Origin of the sequence: Citromicrobium bathyomarinum, from assembly GCF_038594485.1 — a bacterium.
GTDB classification, from domain to species: domain Bacteria; phylum Pseudomonadota; class Alphaproteobacteria; order Sphingomonadales; family Sphingomonadaceae; genus Alteriqipengyuania; species Alteriqipengyuania bathyomarina_A.
The window spans coordinates 266,569-282,880 of sequence record NZ_JBCFZG010000004.1 but is presented as its reverse complement, the minus strand read 5'-3'; the positions used below and the strand labels follow the sequence as shown (position 1 = coordinate 282,880).

The following is a 16,312-nucleotide window of genomic DNA, read 5'->3' as shown; positions in this document are numbered from 1 at the left end:
CGTGGCTGGCTAGCGGTTTGCCCCCGGAACCCATGTCACATCGCCCTTCCCACCGTCGTTTGCGGCGCGGGCAAGCACGAACAGGAGATCGGAAAGCCGGTTGATGTAATGCAGCGCGGCGGGGTTGACCGGCTCGGCCTGCGCCAGCGCGGTCATCGCGCGTTCCGCCCGGCGGACGCTCGCGCGGGCGACATGCAAACGCGCCGCCGCCTCGCTCCCACCCGGCAGGATGAAGCTGGTCAGCGGCTCGATCGACTCGTTCGCGGTGTCGATCGCCTGTTCGAGCCATTCGACCTGCGCGGGCACGATCCGCAGCACCATCTCGCCCGGCTCGAACCCCTCGCCGTCGAGCGCGCCCTTCGGAGTGGCGAGATCGGCGCCGAGATCGAACAGGTCGTTCTGGATCCGCCGCAGGTCGTCGGCATTGTCGATCGCGCAGATCGCGAAGCCGAGCGCGCTGTTCGCCTCGTCCACCGCGCCGATCGCCTCGATCCGTGCGGCGTGTTTCGGGCTGCGGCTGCCGTCGACCAGCCCGGTCGTGCCGTCATCGCCGGTGCGGGTGTAGATCTTGTTGAGCTTGACCATGGGCCGGCCTGCTCGCCGATCTAGCGCGCCACCGCAAGCAGGATCGCGATCACCAGCACCGCGAGACCCTGGTACTTGATGCGGTCGAACATCGCCTTGTTCTGCATCAGCTGCATCTCGGTCACGGTTTCGCCGGTGTTGTTCTCAAGGTCGATCTTGGTGGTCTTCAGGAACGCGATGATTCCGCGCACCAGCGACACCACGACCATGATGGCAAGGAAGACGAGGGCTATGATGAGGAGCGTTTTCATACGTCAGATGTGGGCCTTACCAAGCGAAATGCCACATGGCCATTGTGCGGTACGCAATTTGTCCGCCCAGCCGAGCCCGTCCTCGCCCGCCATTCGATAGTCGGCGATGGCAGGCGATCCGCGCCGCTTGGCGAGCTTGCGCCCCTCCTCGTCGAGCAGCAGCGCGTGGTGGTGCCATTGCGGCACTGGCAGGCCGAGCAGCGCCTGCAAGGTGCGGTGCACCGGGCTGGCGTGGAACAGGTCGAGCCCGCGCGTCACCAGCGTCACCCCGTCGGCCGCATCGTCCAGCGTCACGGCGAGGTGATAGCTGGCGGGCAGGTCCTTGCGCCGCAGCACCGGATCGCCGAGCCGCGACAGGTCGACCGCCTGTTCGCCCGCAATCGCGTCTGTCCATGTCAGCGGACCGGTCGGCGCGAGCGCCCTTTCGACGTCGAGCCGCAGGGCAGCGGGCGCATCGGCACTCACTCCGCGATGCTTGCAGGTGCCGGGATATACCGGACCCTCGGGCCCTGTCTCGCTCGCCGCCGCGGCAATCTCTGCGCGGGTGCAGGTGCACGCATAGAGCACCCCCATCGCGTCGAGCCGCTCCAGCGCCGCTTCGTAACTCGCCAGCCGGGTACCCTGCGCAGGCACCTCCTCCCATTCGAGCCCGAGCCATTCAAGGTCGCGGCGAAACTCGTCGGCCAGTTCGGGGCGGCTGCGCGGACCGTCGATATCCTCGATCCGCAGCAGGAATTTCCCGCCCGCCTCGCGCGCCAGATCGTGCGCGATAATCGCCGAGTAGGCGTGGCCCCAGTGCAGCGGGCCATTGGGGCTGGGGGCGAAGCGGGTGACGATCATGGCTTGATGTTCCTAGCCTCCAAAACACGCGACTCGCCAAAAAGGACTGTGGAAAGGCGATTTGTAACAGGCTTGACGCTTTTGCAGGCAAATGGTCCTTTCATCGCATCAGGGGAGGACACAAGACGTGTTCAAAGCCGATCTGATCGACCGCGCGGCCCAGTTCCGCAGCGTAGATGAAGACCCGACGAGGAACTTGTCGGCGTGCCCGACACTCGTCCTCAACGCGGACTATACGCCGCTTTCCTATTATCCACTCTCTATCTGGCCGTGGCAGACGGCGATCAAGGCAATCTTCCTCGAACGGGTCGATGTGGTCGCTAGCTACGAACGGCAGGTGCATTCGCCCTCGCTCGACATGAAGCTGCCCAGCGTGATCGCGCTCAGGCAATACGTGAAGCCTAGCGAATTCCCGGCCTTTACCCGTTTCAACCTGTTCCTGCGCGACCGCTTCGTCTGCCAGTATTGCGGCAGCCCCAGCCACCTGACCTTCGACCACGTCGTCCCGCGCCGGCTGGGCGGAAAGACCACGTGGGAGAACATCTCCACCGCCTGCGCCCCGTGCAACATGAAGAAGGGCGGGCGCACGCCGAAACAGGCGGGCATGAGGCTGATGGTCGAGCCCATCAGGCCGACCAACTGGCAGCTGCAACAGCACGGTAAAAGCTTCCCGCCCAACTACCTCCACGAAACCTGGCGCGACTGGCTGTATTGGGACATCGAGCTGGAGGAGTGAGGCGGCTCTTCAGGCCTGCGATAGGTCACAATCTCGCACTAGCGGTTGGGTTGATCGTGCTGACGGGGCTGGTCGTTGGCGTCTACTGGCTGAAATTGGATCGCGAGTTGAGCGACGACTTTGTGCCGGTCGACGCTTGGATCATCGGGTTCAGTACGACCGATAACGATGGAGGCCTGCCGCCATTTATTGCCGTGAGTGCGCGATCAGCCACCGGAGCCGTAGGGCAACGCAAGGTCTCGCCAGACCGCTTGCGCGGGTGCCAGATCGGCGACAAAATCGCAGCTTCGCAGCGGGGGACGGACCTGAAGCTTTCGCCCAGCCCCTGCCGCGAGAATTAAGTCACCGCCGCCCGCTCCTGAAACCGGGCCTCCTGCCATTCGCCCGACTCCAGCACCTCGGCGAGGTGGCGCGCCGCCTCGGCGATATCCTCGAACCGCAGGTAGGCGGGCGCGAAGCCGAGGCGCAGGATGTCCGGATCGCGGAAGTCGCCGATCACGCCGCGCGCGATCAGCGCTTGGCTCAGCGCGTAGGCGTTTTCGTGACGGAAACTGAGCTGGCTGCCCCGCTGCGTGGGGTCGCGGGGGCTGACGAGGGTCAAAGCGCTCGCAAAAGCCCTCTCCCCTTGCGGGAGAGGGTTGGGTGAGGGGTCCGTCGCGCCAGCGACGGCCAGCGCCACCGCCCCCTCACCCTCCGCCCCTGACGGGGCTCCTCCCTCTCCCGCGAGGGGAGAGGGAAGCTGGAGCACGTCGTGGTGTCCACAGCACTCCAGAAAGAATTCGGATAGCGCGCGCGATTTGGCGACGAGCGTGTCCATCCCGATCTCGGCGATCAGTTCGACGCCCGACTCCAGCACCGCCATCGCCAGCACCGGCGGCGTACCCGCGAGCAGGCGGGTGACGCCGGGTGCGGGCTCGTATTCGTCGGAGAACGCGAAGGGCTTGGCGTGGCCCATCCACCCGGTCAGCGGTTGCGAAAATTCGCCGTGGTGCCGCTCGGCGACGAAGGCGTAAGCGGGCGCGCCGGGGCCGCCGTTGAGATACTTGTAGCCGCAACCCACCGCGAGGTCGGCACCCGCACCGTTCAGGTCCACCGGCACCGCGCCGCCCGAATGCGACAGGTCCCACAGTACGATCGCGCCGACATCGTGCGCGGCCTTCGTCAGCCGCGCCATGTCGAACATTTCGCCGGTCTTGTAGTGGACGTGCGTCAGCAGCAGCAGTGCTACGCTTCCGTCCAAAGCGTCGAACATCGCATCGCGCTCGGCCAACCGCTGCTCGACCCTTCCGTCGCCCTGGATCATGTAGAGGTCGGTCGGGAAATTGCCCGGCTCGCTCAGCACGACATTGCGCCCCGGGTTCAGCGACAGCGCCGCGCCGATCAGCTTGGCGAGGTTCACCGACACCGAATCGCACGCGATCACCTCATGAGGTTGCGCGCCCACAAGCGGCGCAATCTTTGCGCCCACGCGCTGCGGCATCGCGATCCAGTCGCCCCCGCCGCCGGGCAGTTCGTTCCAGCTGCGGATCAGACCTTCGCCCCACTCGGCGTCGATCACCCGATGCAGTCGCTCGCGGCTCGCCTTGGGCAGGGGTCCGAGCGAATTGCCATCGAGGTAGATCACCCCCTCGGGCAGGTCGAACCGGTCTCGGAAATGCGCAATGGAATCCGCCGCATCGAGTTCACGCGCACGCTCAAGCACCGGGCAACTCCCGCAGCACCGCGCGGCACAGCCCGGCATCGCCGCCGCCGACCTTCAGCGGGAGCGCGATCAATTCGTAGAGGCCTTCCGCCACGTCATCGAGCACCAGCCCTTCGAGGATGCGCATGTCGTGCTTCAGCACCGCGAGATGCGCGGCCATGGTCTTCGATTCCTGCGGATCGACCGAGGGTGCGTCGGTGCCGACCAGCACCACGCCCTGCGCGGCGAGCCATTCGATCGTCTCGGGCGCGATCGGCAGCCAGTCGCTGCGCCATTCCTCGTGCGGAAAGGCATCCCATGTGCGGAACAGCACGCGGTTGGCATATTCGAGATCGGGCAGGTCGCCTATGTCGATTTCGTTCTGCACCCCGCGCGCGTCGACGACCAAGCAGGTACCAAGATATGGCTCGATGCTCATGCTTGCGGCGTCCGCACCATCGGCGGCGTAGTGCAGCGGCGCGTCGGCGTGGGTGCCCGAATGCGTGCTCATCGTCATCCGGCCGACATTGACCGGCGACCCATCCTCCATCTTCCACGTCCGCTCGAACGCGAAGTCGGTATCGCCCGGCCACACGGGCAGGCCCCCTCGCTGATTGGAGGGACGGAGCACCTGCGAGATGTCCCAGATCTTCACAGAGCAGTCCTCACGGAAAGGAGCTCGGGGAAGAACACCTCCTTCAGCACGCCTTCGAGATAGCCGACGCCCGAGGTGCCGCCGGTGCCTTTCTTGAACCCGATGATCCGCTCGACCGTCTTGAGGTGCCCGAACCGCCAGCGCTGGAAATGGTATTCGAGATCGACCAGCTTTTCGGCCAGCTCGTACAGGTCCCAGTGGTCGTGCGGGTTCTGGTAGATCGTCACCCACGCAGCCTCGACCGCTGCGGATTTCTCCCACCGCTCTTCCCGGTCGCGGTTCAGCACATCTGCGGGAATGTCGAACCCGCGCTTGGCGAGCAGGCGCACTGTCTCTTCGTAGAGGCTGGGCTTCGCCAGCTCGGCGCGTAGCTTGGCGGCCACTGCGGGCACAGCCTCGTGCATCGTCACCATGTTGGGCTTTCGCCCTCCGAGAATGAATTCCATCAACCGGTACTGCGCCGACTGGAAACCGCTGGAGGTGCCCAGATGCGGGCGCACCAGCGAATAATCGTGCGGGGTCATCGTGCTGAGCACGTTCCAGCTCTGGATCAGCTGCTCCTGCGCGCGTGCCACGCGGGCGAGCATCTTGAACGCGGGCCGCAGCCGGTCATCGCGGATCGCCTCGCGCGCGGCTTCCAGCTCGTGCAGGCACAGCTTGAGCCACAGCTCGCTCGCCTGGTGGACGATGATGAACAGCAGCTCGTCCTGCGCGTCCGAACGCGGATGCTGCGCGGCGAGAATGCGGTCGAGATCGAGGTAGGAGGCGTAGGTGACGCCGTCCGTGGGTTCATCAGCAGACATGGCGCCGCCCTAGCGCGTTGCGCGGCGCGCGCAAAACCCGCTCAGCAATCAATCGTCGCCACATCGGGATGGTGCTTGCACATGTACTTCTTCACGATCTTGAGATTGCGCGAGTTGGAGCGGAAAGCGAAGTCGGCCACGTCGCCGACGAAGGGCACGAACCCGATCACCCCGTCGATGGCGACGTTCCCGACCATGCGCGCCATGTGCCAGGTCGGCATGTTGAGGTTGCGCGCTTCCCACACGATGTAGGTGCCCATCGCGACCCCGAAGATGTCGCCCAGCACCGGGATCAGGCCGATCACAGCGTCCATCCCGATGGGGTAGCCGATGCCTGGAATCGTCATGCTGCGCTCGGTCAGCTGCTCCATCATCTGGATGCGGCGGTAGACCGACGCCGGATCGTTGCCCGCAGGCACTTCCATGCCCATCAGGCGCATTGTGCGCGCTTCGCCCATTGCTACATTCCCCGTTTCACCATGCCTCTACCCCGGCCAACGCATAAAGCGGGTGTCTGGCCCACGGGTTCTCCGAAAAACCTTCCAGCCCGCCGCGCACCAGCGACCAGCGGACCGGCGCGCCGAGCGGTATATACGCCTCTTGCGCCAGCAGGGCCCCTTCCGCCTCGGCCAGCAGGTTGCCCGCCTCGGCCGCGCCATCGGCCTGCAGCGATCGGGTCACCAGCGCGTCTGCGTCGGGGGAGCATGGGCCGGGGACCAGCGTGCAGTTGAACTGGTTGAGGAACCAGCGAGCGCTGGGGTAGCGCGCAAGCCGGTCGATCATCACCAGATCGGCCCCCTCGCGCACGCGGACCCGCCGCAGCTCCACCCCGATCGTCGCCATGTCGAGCGACAAGGCTTCCATCAGCCGATCCGCACCCGGCCCGTCGGGCAGCCAGAGGCGCACGCGCGCCTTCTGCCCGGTCGCGCGGCTCCACGCGGTCACCCGCGCGCGCGCCTGCGCCCGTCGGTCTTCCAGCGAAAGATTGGCCCAGCGCACGTTCTGCCTGCCCGATTCTTCGGGTAGCCCTGCCGGCACGATCCGCGCCGTCGGCTGCCATCCGCCCAGACTGAACTGTTCGAGCAGCCCCGGACGGTCGATCGCCATCGACAGCGCCTCGCGATTTCCGATCTGCGAAAGGAAACCCTGCTCGTTCGTCACGATCATCCCGAACAGACCGATTGCAGGATCGAGCCGGATCGTCCCGCGAGACAGCGGGCCGGTGTCGGCAAGCGGCAGGGTAAACAAGGTGCCATCGAGCAGCGCGGCGGCGTCTCCGCTGGAAAACGCCTCGTTCGCCTGTTTTCCCGATGCCGCCCACAGCCGAACCGGTTTGCCCGGTCGCCCCCCCGCCTGTTCGGGCAACCCCATTTCTTCTGGCGGGACGGGCTGCAATATTGCCACCTCTCCCTGCCGTTCCAGCCGCATGGGACCGATCGATTCGCCGTTGCGGGTGATCGCCAGTTCGGGCTGCGCGAGGAGCTGCAGGAATTCGGGCATCGGCCCGGTCAGGCGGATTTCGATGACCCGGTTCGTCATCGCGCGAATATCGTCGACCTTGCGCAGATCGAGCCCGAGCGAGGTTCCGCGCAATTGCCGGATCGTCGCGAGCAGGCTCTTGCGGGCATCCTCGGCCGTCAGCGGTTCGCCATCGGGCCAGTTGACCTGGCGCAGGCGGAAGATGAAGCTGCGGCCATCACCGGTGACGATCCAGCTTTCGCCCAGGGCGGGGACGACCTCGCCTTCCGCATTCAGCGCGACAATTCCGGAACTGGTCGCATCGCGGACCAGCTGTGCGCCCGGCGACAGGCGCAGGCCATCGGGAAAGACCGAATCGGGCTGCCCGATCAGGACGACCGGCAGCGTATCGTTATCGCCGTTGCCGCTGCACGAGCCGAGCAGCGACGCGAACGCCAGCATAACGAGGCTGAGTGGAGTGGTACGGGCCATCACGGGGGATGGCACTAGCAGGACCGCGCGCGCCGGTCAGCGCCGTAATCGTCAAATCTTGCGAAACGACCTCTGCTCGCGCTGTTCGGCGCTCTGCGGTGCGATCGAGGATGGTCGCACGTAACGCGGCGTCTGGTCGCCGGGAGCGACCGGTTCGCGCACCCGCTTCGAATCGATTTCGTTGTCGAACACGATCCCGAAGCGGTTGTCTTGCGTCCACGCGACCGAACCCTTGATCCGGCCGATATTGCGCAGCTCGATTCCCAGCCGCATGCCGCGTTCGACCTCCAGGTCGGCTTCCGCCATCATCCCCCCGTCGGAAAGGTTGCGCACCTTGACGCGCACGGGCTCGCCGCCATCGCCAAGGGTCAGATCGGCAGACAGAAACAGGCTGTCGCGCTTCAGCGAACGGGTGTCGATAGCAGTCATGAAGCCCAGGTAACCTTCAGCTTTCGAAACGGTTGGGTCGAACGGACCCGCAATGGGCCCAGGCCCTGCCTTAGACCATCACTGACTAACGAAGTTTAAACGCCGGTTTACCGAGCTTCTTTGGCTTGCCTCGCAGCTCAGTCGTTGCGCGAAATCTTCTCGCGGCGTTCGTGTGCCTCTTGCGCCTCGACGGTCATCGTCGCGACCGGGCGCGCGATCAGGCGCTGGAGCCCGATCGGATCGCCGCTGACTTCGCAATACCCATATTCGCCTTCGTCGATTCGGCGCAGCGCGGCTTCGATCTTGGCGATCAGCTTGCGCTGGCGATCGCGCGTGCGCAGCTCGATTCCCCAGTCGGTCTCGCTCGATGCGCGGTCGGTCAGGTCGGGTTCGCGCAATGGGGCGTCGGCAAGGTTCTGCAAGGTGCCGCCCGCTTCTGTGTGGAGCGACTGCTTCCATTCGATCAGCAACTTGCGGAAGAACTGCCGCTGCCTCTCGTTCATGTACTCTTCGTCGTCGGCAGGCGTGTAATCATCCGGCAAGGCTTCGTTCGCCTTGGCCAGAATTTCGCTTTCGTTGAGCGCCCCTGCGGCCATCACGTCCTCTATCTCTTGCGGTCCCACCCATGACCGGCCCCGCTGTCTGCCGTTGCGGCAAGCGGCGATGCCATGGCGGCGGCTCTTAGCAGGCATGCCAAGCCGAACAAGCGCTTATCCCAAGATGTCGTGCGATCTGTCGCTTCTGGAATGAACGCACGCCGAACGTGCCGACGCGCGGGGCGCAGAAAACGGTGTCGTCTTTAACGGCCTGTTTACCATAACCGGCAAGAACGGGATCTGCGGGCTGAAACCCGTCTAAAAGGGGATGAGAAGGACAGGGGAATATCATGCGACTGACTGCGATCGAAATCGAAACGGCCACGCCGGCCACCAACCAGGTTGCCGACCTGACGATTGCGAGGCTGATCGCCTCGGCAACCGATGGCGATGCTCAAGCGTGTTACGAGCTGGGCGTTATCTGGTCGACCGGAGGCCACGGGGTCGATTGCGACCTGATCGAGGCACACCAGTGGTTCAACCTTGCCGCCGCGCGGGGCCATCAGGAAGCAGCCTGGTGCCGGAGCGACATCTCGGACGAAATGACCGCGCGCGAAATCGCCGAAGCACAGCGGCGCGCCCGCCAGTGGCTCGGTGACCACCGCAAGAGCGCCTGACGCGGGTTACCGTTATCGGCTAGCCTTTCCTGAAGGGCGTCCGCGCCTCGAGGAAATTCTGCTCCACCGCGATGCCCTGACGCTCGCGTTCAAGAAATTCCGCCACCGCCGCGCGCAAGCCCGGGTCGGCAATGTAATGCGCCGAATGCGTCTGCACCGGGGCATATCCGCGGGCGAGCTTGTGCCCGCCCTGTGCGCCAGCCTCCACCCGCGCGAGGCCGCGCGCGATCGCCGCGTCGATCGCCTGATAGTAACATAGCTCGAAATGCAGGAACGGGATGTCGACGAGGCACCCCCAGTAGCGCCCGAAAAGCGTGGTGCCGCCGATCACGTTCATCGCGCCTGCGACCGGCTGTCCATCCAGATAAGCGAAGATGAGCAGGATGTGCTCACCCATCCGCTCGCCCAGCAGCGTGAACGCTTCGCGCGTCAGATAGGGCGTGCCCCACTTCCTTGCGCCGGTGTCCTGATAGAATTCCCAGAACGCATCCCACACCTCTTCGGTCAGATCATCGCCGGTCAGGTGGCGAATCTCGACCTGCTCCTGTGCTTTTGCCCGCTCCTTGCGCAGGTTCTTGCGCTTGCGGCTGGCAAGCGTGTCGAGAAACGCGTCGAAATCCGCGAAGCGCTCGTTTTCCCAGTGGAACTGCAAGTCGCTGCGGATCAGCCAGCCCGCCTGCTCGAACAGCGCCAACTGCTCGGGCGCAATGAAGGTGGCGTGCGCGCCCGACAGCGCATGTTCGTGGCAGACCTGCTCGGCCGCGCGCAGCAGGGGCGCGGCGAAAGCCTGGTCCTCGAACAGCAGGCGCGGCCCCGTTGCGGGGGTAAACGGCGCGGCAATCTGCAGCTTGGGGTAATAGCGGCCGCCCGCGTGTTCGTACGCGTCCGCCCAGCCCTGATCGAACACGAATTCGCCCCGGCTGTGCGATTTGAGGTAGGCGGGCATCGCCGCGTGGATCGCCCCGCCCTCGTCCGCAATCGTGATCGGCGCGCCCTGCCAGCCGGTGCCCGGCCCGACGCTGCCCGAATCTTCCATCGCGGAAAGGAACGCGTGGCTGACGAAGGGATTGTCATCCCCCGCCAGCCGATCCCACTCGGCCGCGTCGATCCCGGCGACCCCGCCGTGAATTCGTGCCGTGAGTTCGATATCCGCCATTTCGTCGATATGGGGAGCCTTGCGCGCTTTGCGCAGCCCTAGTGCTGCGGATGCAGTGCGATGATCGCGTCGACCTCGACCGCGGCACCCAGCGGCAGGCTCGGCACGCCGACCGCCGCGCGCGAATGCCGCCCTGCTTCGCCGAACACGTCGAACATCAGTTCCGACGCGCCGTTGGCGACCTTGGGCTGGTCGGTGAAATCGGCGGTGCAATTGACGAAGGCGCCGAGCTTGATGACCCGCTCCACCCGGTCGAGCGAGATGCGCGCCGCCTCCAGCTGTGCAAGGATCATCAGTCCGCAGGCGCGTGCGGCGGCCATGCCATCATCGAGGCTCACGTCTTCGCCCAGACGCCCGGTGACCAGTTCGCCGTCGACGAACGGCAGCTGGCCGGAGACATAGGCAAGGTCGCCGTGCACCGCGACGGGCACGTAGCTGGCCACGGGGGCCGCAGCCTTGGGCAAGGTGATCCCCAGTTCGTCGAGGCGGGCTTGGATGGTCATGCGGGTTCCTCCAGTCGTTCCAGTATCCATGGCAGCGCGTCGCGCCACGTATCGATTCGTGCGTGCGCATCGCCCGCCTTCTGCCCACAGGCAATATGCGGGGCGAGGTCGGGTTCGCCGCACAGGTGCAGCCGGGCAATTTCGGGCGCATGTTCGCGCGCCGACGCGTGATGCTGCGACAGGTCGTCGATGAAGACCGCGCGGCTGGGGGCGTACTCGTCCAGAATGCGGGCGATCGCGCCGCCCTTGGGCCCCTGGTTGGTATAGACCTTCACGTCGATCCCGTGCCGCGCAAGCTGGCGCGCGCGATCTTCCTGCCGGTGGTCGAGCAGGTTGGTCAGCACGACGACGTCCGCCTTTTCAGCCAGCGTGCCATAGGCTTCGACCGCGCCCGCGATCGGCTCCTGCCGCTCCATCTCGGTATCGAAGAAGCCGTTGAGCAGCCGCCAGATGTCCTTCTGCTCGACCGTTTCGCCGCTCTCGCGCCGGGTCAGCGCGGTGGTGAAATCGGGCGCGTCGAAAGCGAAGTCGATGTCGTGCGCCTCGCCCAGCCAGTCGCGGAAATGCGCGACCATGTGCAGCAGCACCTCGTCGCAATCGGTGATCACCAGCGGGCGGCTCATACAGACAGCTCCCGGTGCGCGGAGATGATCGCTTCAGGTTCGACGTTGAGCGCATCGGCGGCGAGCACCAGGTCGGGCTCGTGCGCGGCAAGAAAGTCGAGCACGGCGGCCTGCACGTGTCTGTCCTCGATCCCGTGGCGCAGCCGGTCCGGCGTCAGGCCGGTCAGCGAGAGCAGCCGTTCCGCGCGCCGTTCGTCGGTCAGGATCCAGCCGAGCGCGCCCAGCGCCAGCGCTTCTGCACCTGTATGTTCGGTCGCGGGCGGCCTGGAAGGATCGGGCGTTGTCATGGGGGCGGCTGCTGGCCTATTCGTTCGCGTTAGAAGGAGTGGACGGCCCGTGGCAAAGCGCATCCTCGTTGTCGAGGACAACGATCTCAACCGCAAATTGTTCTGCGACGTGCTTCGCGCCAAGGGGTACGAAGTGCTGGGGTGCGCGGACGGCAACGCGGTGATCGAATCGGCGCGGCGGTTTCGCCCCGATCTGGCGATCATGGATATCCAGCTGCCGCATGTTTCCGGGCTGGACCTGATCGCTCAGATGAAATCCGACGCGCACCTCTCCGCCGTCCCCGTGCTCGCGGTCACAGCCTATGCGGGCAAGGGCGACGAGGATCGCATTCGCGCCGCCGGGGCGGAGGATTACCTTGCGAAACCAGTCTCCATCGGGCCCTTTTCGGCCAAGGTGATCGGGCTGATCGGGCTGATCGGGGAGTAGCGCAGCCTCGCGAAAGCTTGACAAAAGGCGGGCCAAGGCGCTTTGCCCCGCCAATTCTCGAAAGATCATAGAAAAAAGGATGCCCGCGATGGACCGTGCCGAGATCGACCGGCGAATCCGCGACCTGATCGCCCCGTTCAACAAGAACGACGTGACGATTACCGATGCGACGACGTTCCAGGGCGATCTGGAATTCGACAGCCTGACCGTGATGGATTTCGTCGCCGCGATCGAGGACGAGTTCGACATCATCATCTCGATGAACCAGCAGGCCGAGATCGAGACCTACGGCCAGCTGGTCGATTCGGTGAAGAAGCTGGTCGAGGCGGAGTGAGCGCAGCATGAGCGAAGGCATCAGCCAGCCCGACGCCCCGGAGGCGTTCGAAGGCCGCGCCAAGGGCGATCTGTTCGCCAAGTTCGACGAGCTGATCGCGATGCGCGAAGGCCTGCTCGCCAGCGGGGTGGAAGACCCCTTCAACCTCGTAATGGAAAAGGTCCTGTCGCCGACCCGCGCAATCTGCAACGGGCGCGAGACAATCCTGCTGGGCACCTACAACTACATGGGCATGACCTTCGACGAAGATGTCATTGCCGCGGGCAAGGAGGCGCTCGAGAAGTTCGGCAGCGGCACCACCGGCAGCCGCGTGCTGAACGGGACGTACCAGGGCCACAAGGAGTGCGAGGACGCGCTCAAGGAATTTTACGGAATGGACCACGCGATGGTCTTTTCCACCGGCTACCAGGCCAATCTCGGAATCATCTCCACGATCGCCGGCAAGGGCGATTACGTCGTGCTCGATATCGATAGCCACGCCTCGATCTACGATGGCTGCGCGATGGGCCGGGCCGAGATCGTCCCCTTCCGCCACAACGACATCGAAGCGCTCGAAAAGCGGCTGAAGCGCATTCCCGCCGACGCGGGCAAGCTGGTCGTGCTCGAAGGCGTCTATTCGATGCTCGGCGATGTCGCACCGCTCAAGGAGATGATCCGCGTCTCCAAGGAAGCGGGCGCGATGGTGCTGGTCGACGAAGCGCATTCGATGGGCTTCATCGGCGAACATGGCCGCGGCGTCGCCGAGGATCAGGGCGTGCTCGACGATGTCGACTTCGTGATCGGCACCTTCTCGAAGAGCGTCGGCACGGTGGGCGGCTTCTGCGTCTCCAACCACCCCGATTTCGAGATCATGCGGCTGGTCTGCCGACCCTACGTGTTCACCGCCAGCCTGCCGCCGAGCGTGGTCGCCACCGCCGCGACCAGCATCCGCAAGCTGATGCACGGGTCGAACAAGCGCGCACACCTGTGGGAGAATTCCCGCACGCTGCACAAGGGGTTGAAGGACCTCGGCTTCCAGCTCGGCACCGACGAGCCGCAAAGCGCGATCATCGCCGTCATCATGCCCGACCTGACCAAGGGCGCGCAGATGTGGGAGGCGCTGCTGAAGGAAGGGCTGTACGTCAACCTCGCCCGCCCGCCCGCAACGCCCGCCAACATGACGCTGCTGCGCTGTTCGCTGTGCGCAGAGCATAGCGACGAGGAAGTCAGCACGATCCTCGGCATGTTCGAACGCGCAGGCAAGGCTGTCGGGATCATCTGATTTGCTGCGGTTCGATGACGTTGCCCTTTGGCAACGCACAGAAAAGTGCCGCACAAATATATAGCCCTAAAGAGTTTTCCGGTTGCGCAGCGCCTGGGTTCCGGGTGATCTGATCGAAGGTAACTCCCGGGGGGGAAATCAACAGATGATCAGCCGTAAAACGGGCGCCTCTGCCGTGCGCCCGTCATGCCTCGCGCTTGCCGCGACCTTCCTTCTCATGGCGTGCGGTGGTGAGGGCAGCAGCGCCACGCCCACACCGACACCGGTGGGCAGCAATTCGGCACCCACCTTTACCTCGGCAACGACGGCTTCGATTGCCGAAAATTCGACCGGCGCGTTCTATACTGCGGTTGCCAGCGATGCGGATGGCGATGCGATCACGCTTGCGATCGAAGGCGGTGCCGATGCAGATTTGTTCGCAATCTCGGGGAGCCAGCTGCGTTTCAGTGCCCCGCCCAATTTCGACCTCCCTGCCGACTCGGACCGCGACAATGCCTACCAGGTCACGCTGCGCGCTCGGGACGGCAGGGGCGGATCGGCCGATCTCGCGCTGACGGTCACCGTCAGCAATGATCGAGAGGGGATTGCGGTTCGACGTGTGGCGACCGGACTCACCGATGCGGTCGCGCTTGCCGCCGGCGAAGGGGCGACCGGGCTCCTCGTGGGATTCCAGAACGGCGAGTACCTTCGGATCGACGGCGCCACGGGCGCAGCGGGTGCGCGCGCCAAATTCGGATCGATAGGCGTTGTCTCTTACGAACTGCTCGACATTCTGGAGCGGCCGGGGAGCGGTGCCTACAACGGCGTGTTCTTTCTGCTTCGCCTGGAAGGCAGCAACGCGCTGGTGGTCTTTAGAAACAGCAATCTGGTTCTCGGCAGTCCTGCGAACCCCGAACCGGTAACGGGCTCACTCGGCTTTGGCCCCAACGGCGACATTTTCGTGGCTTTTGGCGCGAGCAACGGTGCGGACGCACAGAACGAGGCCTCGTTCTTCGGCAAGCTCTTCCGGGTGACCAACAACCCCGATCCCTATGCCGGGGCGAGTTGTTGCCGCTACTTTTTCGCCGAAAGGGTCGGGCGCGGTGTCCGGTCGCCTCATGGGCTGGGCCTCGTCAACGGGATGGTGGCATTCACGGACAGAGGCGCGGATGTCGCCGACGAAGTGAGCGCCTATCCCGGTTCCGGTTACGTCAATTTCGGCTGGCCCTTTTTCGAAGGCACACAGCGGATTTCCGATGGTGAGCCAGCCTCACTCACCGCTCCGCTTGCGGCCTTGCCACTAGGTTCCGACACAAGGGCGAGCGCCGGACTCCTCGGGCCGGTATTCTACGATGGTACGGCCATCGACGGATTGCGCGATCATGTGGTGTTTCTGGACGCCGACGGCACGGTCTTCAGCTACGATATCGACCGCAACGCCGATGGCACCGTGATCGGCGAATTGCAGGTGGAAGTCCGGACCGAAGACTTCGCGCCGGACGCAGGCAGCATCGAAAGCCCGGTCGCTGTTGTCCGCGACAACGAAGGAACGGTGTATATTCTCGACGGGGATGGAGAGTTGTTCCGGGTCGAGGCTGCGACCTAGGGGGCCGAAGGGAGTCGGCATCCCGCTTTGCCGCCCGTCTCGTCGTTTGGCGTACCGACGGGCGGCAGAATTGTTCGAAGCGGGATCCTCCGATCAGCCGCCGTCGACCCCATGCCGCACCGGTTTCACCGGGATGCGCAGGTAGGCGACGCCGTTGTCCTCCGCTTCGGGGAAGTGCCCGGCGCGAATGTTTACCTGGATCGAGGGGAGCAGCAGCCGCGGCACGGCAAGGTCGCTGTCGCGCGCCTCGCGCATGGCGACGAAATCCTCCTCGCTCACGCCGTCGTGGACGTGGACGCTGTTCTTGCGCTGCTCGCCCACCGTGGTCTCCCACGCATAATCGTCGCGCCCCGGGGCCTTGTAATCGTGGCACATGAACAGCCGCGTCTCGTCGGGCAGCGAAAGGAGGCGGCGGATCGAGTGGTAGAGCTGGCGCGCGTCGCCCCCCGGGAAGTCCGCCCGTGCGGTGCCGAAGTCGGGCATGAACAGCGTATCGCCCACGAACACAGCGTCGCCCACCTTGTAGGCGAGATCGGCAGGCGTGTGGCCGGGGACGTGGAGCACCTCGACTTGCAGCGATCCGATGGAGAAGGTCTCTCCATCCTCGAACAGGTCGTCGAAGTCCGATCCGTCGGTCTTGAGGTCGTCCATCCCGAAGACCGGGCGGAAGATCTTCTGCACGTCGCGGATATGCGCGCCGATCCCGATTCGCGCGCCGGTCTTTCCCTTGATGAAGGGAGCGGCGCTCAGATGGTCGGCATGGGCGTGGGTTTCGAGCACGCGCTCGATCGTCACGCCTTCCTCCGCAGCGGCGGCGAGGATCGCTTCGGCAGAGCGCACATCCGCCTCGCCCGCGGCGAGATCGAAGTCGAGCACCGGGTCGATCACCGCGCCCTTTGCCGTGTCCGGGTCCCAGACCAGATAGCTGACCGTGTTGGTTGGTTCGTCGAAGAATGCACGAATGCGGGCGTTTGCCATGACGCGTCTCCATCA

22 protein-coding genes are annotated in these 16,312 nt (G+C 65.1%); 7 read left to right on the top strand and 15 right to left on the bottom strand.

Annotated elements, in window-relative coordinates:
- Window positions 1-9 precede the first annotated feature (9 nt).
- The 3 genes from AAG591_RS07050 to gluQRS are packed head-to-tail and all read right to left on the bottom strand — an operon-like array spanning window position 10 to window position 1,676.
- Complete coding sequence (locus AAG591_RS07050; RefSeq protein WP_342530385.1) at window positions 10-585, bottom strand: cob(I)yrinic acid a,c-diamide adenosyltransferase; 576 nt, start codon at window positions 583-585, stop codon at window positions 10-12.
- A gap of 20 nt (window positions 586-605) precedes the next feature.
- A complete protein-coding gene (locus AAG591_RS07045; RefSeq protein ID WP_342530384.1) occupies window positions 606-836 on the bottom strand; it encodes a hypothetical protein in 231 nt (76 codons plus the stop codon).
- 3 nt (window positions 837-839) lie between these two features.
- Window positions 840-1,676, bottom strand: a complete 837-nt coding sequence (gene gluQRS, locus AAG591_RS07040) for a tRNA glutamyl-Q(34) synthetase GluQRS (RefSeq protein ID WP_342530383.1) — start codon at window positions 1,674-1,676, stop codon at window positions 840-842.
- A gap of 127 nt (window positions 1,677-1,803) precedes the next feature.
- On the opposite strand from gluQRS, the gene AAG591_RS07035 reads away from it, so the two are divergent.
- Window positions 1,804-2,412, top strand: coding sequence for an HNH endonuclease (locus AAG591_RS07035; protein ID WP_342530381.1), 609 nt, complete (start codon window positions 1,804-1,806; stop codon window positions 2,410-2,412).
- Between the two features lie 50 nt (window positions 2,413-2,462).
- Entirely contained in the window at window positions 2,463-2,753 is a 291-nt protein-coding gene (locus tag AAG591_RS07030) for a hypothetical protein (protein WP_342530380.1), read from the top strand.
- Here the strand turns inward: AAG591_RS07030 and kynU are convergent.
- From kynU to dksA, 7 genes are all read right to left on the bottom strand, one after another.
- A complete protein-coding gene (gene kynU, locus AAG591_RS07025) occupies window positions 2,750-4,114 on the bottom strand; it encodes a kynureninase (RefSeq protein ID WP_342530379.1) in 1,365 nt (454 codons plus the stop codon). The two genes, AAG591_RS07030 and kynU, sit on opposite strands and share 4 nt — an antisense overlap.
- Entirely contained in the window at window positions 4,107-4,748 is a 642-nt protein-coding gene (kynB, locus tag AAG591_RS07020) for an arylformamidase (RefSeq protein ID WP_342530378.1), read from the bottom strand. Before kynB ends, kynU begins: the two co-directional genes overlap by 8 nt.
- On the bottom strand, window positions 4,745-5,551 hold the full coding sequence (locus AAG591_RS07015; RefSeq protein WP_342530377.1) for a tryptophan 2,3-dioxygenase: 807 nt from the start codon (window positions 5,549-5,551) through the stop codon (window positions 4,745-4,747). Before AAG591_RS07015 ends, kynB begins: the two co-directional genes overlap by 4 nt.
- 41 nt (window positions 5,552-5,592) lie before the next feature.
- The gene (locus AAG591_RS07010) at window positions 5,593-6,009 is read right to left on the bottom strand and encodes a DUF4112 domain-containing protein (RefSeq protein WP_342530376.1); all 417 of its coding nucleotides are present in this window, start codon (window positions 6,007-6,009) and stop codon (window positions 5,593-5,595) included.
- A gap of 16 nt (window positions 6,010-6,025) precedes the next feature.
- Window positions 6,026-7,501, bottom strand: coding sequence for an ABC transporter substrate-binding protein (locus AAG591_RS07005; RefSeq protein WP_342530375.1), 1,476 nt, complete (start codon window positions 7,499-7,501; stop codon window positions 6,026-6,028).
- A gap of 51 nt (window positions 7,502-7,552) precedes the next feature.
- Entirely contained in the window at window positions 7,553-7,930 is a 378-nt protein-coding gene (locus tag AAG591_RS07000; protein WP_342530374.1) for a PilZ domain-containing protein, read from the bottom strand.
- A 137-nt stretch (window positions 7,931-8,067) separates the two neighbouring features.
- Entirely contained in the window at window positions 8,068-8,526 is a 459-nt protein-coding gene (gene dksA, locus AAG591_RS06995) for an RNA polymerase-binding protein DksA (protein ID WP_342531225.1), read from the bottom strand.
- Between the two features lie 290 nt (window positions 8,527-8,816).
- Here dksA and AAG591_RS06990 point away from each other — a divergent pair, with 290 nt between their 5' ends.
- The gene (locus tag AAG591_RS06990; protein WP_342530373.1) at window positions 8,817-9,143 is read left to right on the top strand and encodes an SEL1-like repeat protein; all 327 of its coding nucleotides are present in this window, start codon (window positions 8,817-8,819) and stop codon (window positions 9,141-9,143) included.
- Window positions 9,144-9,162: 19 nt separating this feature from the next.
- Here the strand turns inward: AAG591_RS06990 and AAG591_RS06985 are convergent, their stop codons facing one another.
- The 4 genes from AAG591_RS06985 to AAG591_RS06970 are packed head-to-tail and all read right to left on the bottom strand — an operon-like array spanning window position 9,163 to window position 11,712.
- Window positions 9,163-10,299, bottom strand: coding sequence for a GNAT family N-acetyltransferase (locus tag AAG591_RS06985; protein WP_342530372.1), 1,137 nt, complete (start codon window positions 10,297-10,299; stop codon window positions 9,163-9,165).
- Between the two features lie 38 nt (window positions 10,300-10,337).
- Complete coding sequence (locus AAG591_RS06980; protein WP_342530371.1) at window positions 10,338-10,802, bottom strand: RidA family protein; 465 nt, start codon at window positions 10,800-10,802, stop codon at window positions 10,338-10,340.
- Window positions 10,799-11,425 (bottom strand): HAD family hydrolase, encoded by a 627-nt coding sequence (locus AAG591_RS06975; RefSeq protein ID WP_342530370.1) that lies wholly within the window; start codon window positions 11,423-11,425, stop codon window positions 10,799-10,801. The genes AAG591_RS06980 and AAG591_RS06975 overlap by 4 nt, the downstream gene beginning before the upstream one ends.
- The gene (locus tag AAG591_RS06970; protein WP_342530369.1) at window positions 11,422-11,712 is read right to left on the bottom strand and encodes a DUF3572 domain-containing protein; all 291 of its coding nucleotides are present in this window, start codon (window positions 11,710-11,712) and stop codon (window positions 11,422-11,424) included. The genes AAG591_RS06975 and AAG591_RS06970 overlap by 4 nt, the downstream gene beginning before the upstream one ends.
- A 49-nt stretch (window positions 11,713-11,761) precedes the next feature.
- On the opposite strand from AAG591_RS06970, the gene AAG591_RS06965 reads away from it, so the two are divergent.
- From AAG591_RS06965 to AAG591_RS06950, 4 genes are all read left to right on the top strand, one after another.
- Complete coding sequence (locus AAG591_RS06965) at window positions 11,762-12,139, top strand: response regulator (RefSeq protein ID WP_342530368.1); 378 nt, start codon at window positions 11,762-11,764, stop codon at window positions 12,137-12,139.
- An 88-nt stretch (window positions 12,140-12,227) separates the two neighbouring features.
- Complete coding sequence (locus AAG591_RS06960) at window positions 12,228-12,473, top strand: acyl carrier protein (RefSeq protein ID WP_342530367.1); 246 nt, start codon at window positions 12,228-12,230, stop codon at window positions 12,471-12,473.
- 7 nt (window positions 12,474-12,480) lie between these two features.
- Window positions 12,481-13,734 (top strand): serine palmitoyltransferase, encoded by a 1,254-nt coding sequence (gene spt, locus AAG591_RS06955; protein ID WP_342530366.1) that lies wholly within the window; start codon window positions 12,481-12,483, stop codon window positions 13,732-13,734.
- A gap of 145 nt (window positions 13,735-13,879) precedes the next feature.
- Window positions 13,880-15,319: a PQQ-dependent sugar dehydrogenase gene (locus tag AAG591_RS06950; RefSeq protein ID WP_342530365.1), complete on the top strand. Its 1,440-nt coding sequence runs from the start codon at window positions 13,880-13,882 to the stop codon at window positions 15,317-15,319.
- Between the two features lie 93 nt (window positions 15,320-15,412).
- Here AAG591_RS06950 and AAG591_RS06945 read toward each other — a convergent pair whose 3' ends face one another.
- On the bottom strand, window positions 15,413-16,297 hold the full coding sequence (locus AAG591_RS06945; protein ID WP_342530364.1) for an MBL fold metallo-hydrolase: 885 nt from the start codon (window positions 16,295-16,297) through the stop codon (window positions 15,413-15,415).
- Window positions 16,298-16,312 lie beyond the last annotated feature (15 nt).

Coding starts and splice junctions, on each gene's coding strand:
- AAG591_RS07050 (WP_342530385.1), bottom strand. CDS start 585: ATGGTCAAGCTCAACAAGATCTACACCCGCACCGGCGATGACGGCACG.
- spt (WP_342530366.1), top strand. CDS start 12,481: ATGAGCGAAGGCATCAGCCAGCCCGACGCCCCGGAGGCGTTCGAAGGC.
- AAG591_RS06950 (WP_342530365.1), top strand. CDS start 13,880: ATGATCAGCCGTAAAACGGGCGCCTCTGCCGTGCGCCCGTCATGCCTC.
- AAG591_RS06985 (WP_342530372.1), bottom strand. CDS start 10,299: ATGGCGGATATCGAACTCACGGCACGAATTCACGGCGGGGTCGCCGGG.
- AAG591_RS06945 (WP_342530364.1), bottom strand. CDS start 16,297: ATGGCAAACGCCCGCATTCGTGCATTCTTCGACGAACCAACCAACACG.
- gluQRS (WP_342530383.1), bottom strand. CDS start 1,676: ATGATCGTCACCCGCTTCGCCCCCAGCCCCAATGGCCCGCTGCACTGG.
- AAG591_RS06960 (WP_342530367.1), top strand. CDS start 12,228: ATGGACCGTGCCGAGATCGACCGGCGAATCCGCGACCTGATCGCCCCG.
- AAG591_RS07015 (WP_342530377.1), bottom strand. CDS start 5,551: ATGTCTGCTGATGAACCCACGGACGGCGTCACCTACGCCTCCTACCTC.
- AAG591_RS07005 (WP_342530375.1), bottom strand. CDS start 7,501: ATGGCCCGTACCACTCCACTCAGCCTCGTTATGCTGGCGTTCGCGTCG.
- dksA (WP_342531225.1), bottom strand. CDS start 8,526: ATGGCCGCAGGGGCGCTCAACGAAAGCGAAATTCTGGCCAAGGCGAAC.
- AAG591_RS07045 (WP_342530384.1), bottom strand. CDS start 836: ATGAAAACGCTCCTCATCATAGCCCTCGTCTTCCTTGCCATCATGGTC.
- AAG591_RS07000 (WP_342530374.1), bottom strand. CDS start 7,930: ATGACTGCTATCGACACCCGTTCGCTGAAGCGCGACAGCCTGTTTCTG.
- AAG591_RS07010 (WP_342530376.1), bottom strand. CDS start 6,009: ATGGGCGAAGCGCGCACAATGCGCCTGATGGGCATGGAAGTGCCTGCG.
- AAG591_RS06975 (WP_342530370.1), bottom strand. CDS start 11,425: ATGAGCCGCCCGCTGGTGATCACCGATTGCGACGAGGTGCTGCTGCAC.
- AAG591_RS06970 (WP_342530369.1), bottom strand. CDS start 11,712: ATGACAACGCCCGATCCTTCCAGGCCGCCCGCGACCGAACATACAGGT.
- AAG591_RS06990 (WP_342530373.1), top strand. CDS start 8,817: ATGCGACTGACTGCGATCGAAATCGAAACGGCCACGCCGGCCACCAAC.
- AAG591_RS06980 (WP_342530371.1), bottom strand. CDS start 10,802: ATGACCATCCAAGCCCGCCTCGACGAACTGGGGATCACCTTGCCCAAG.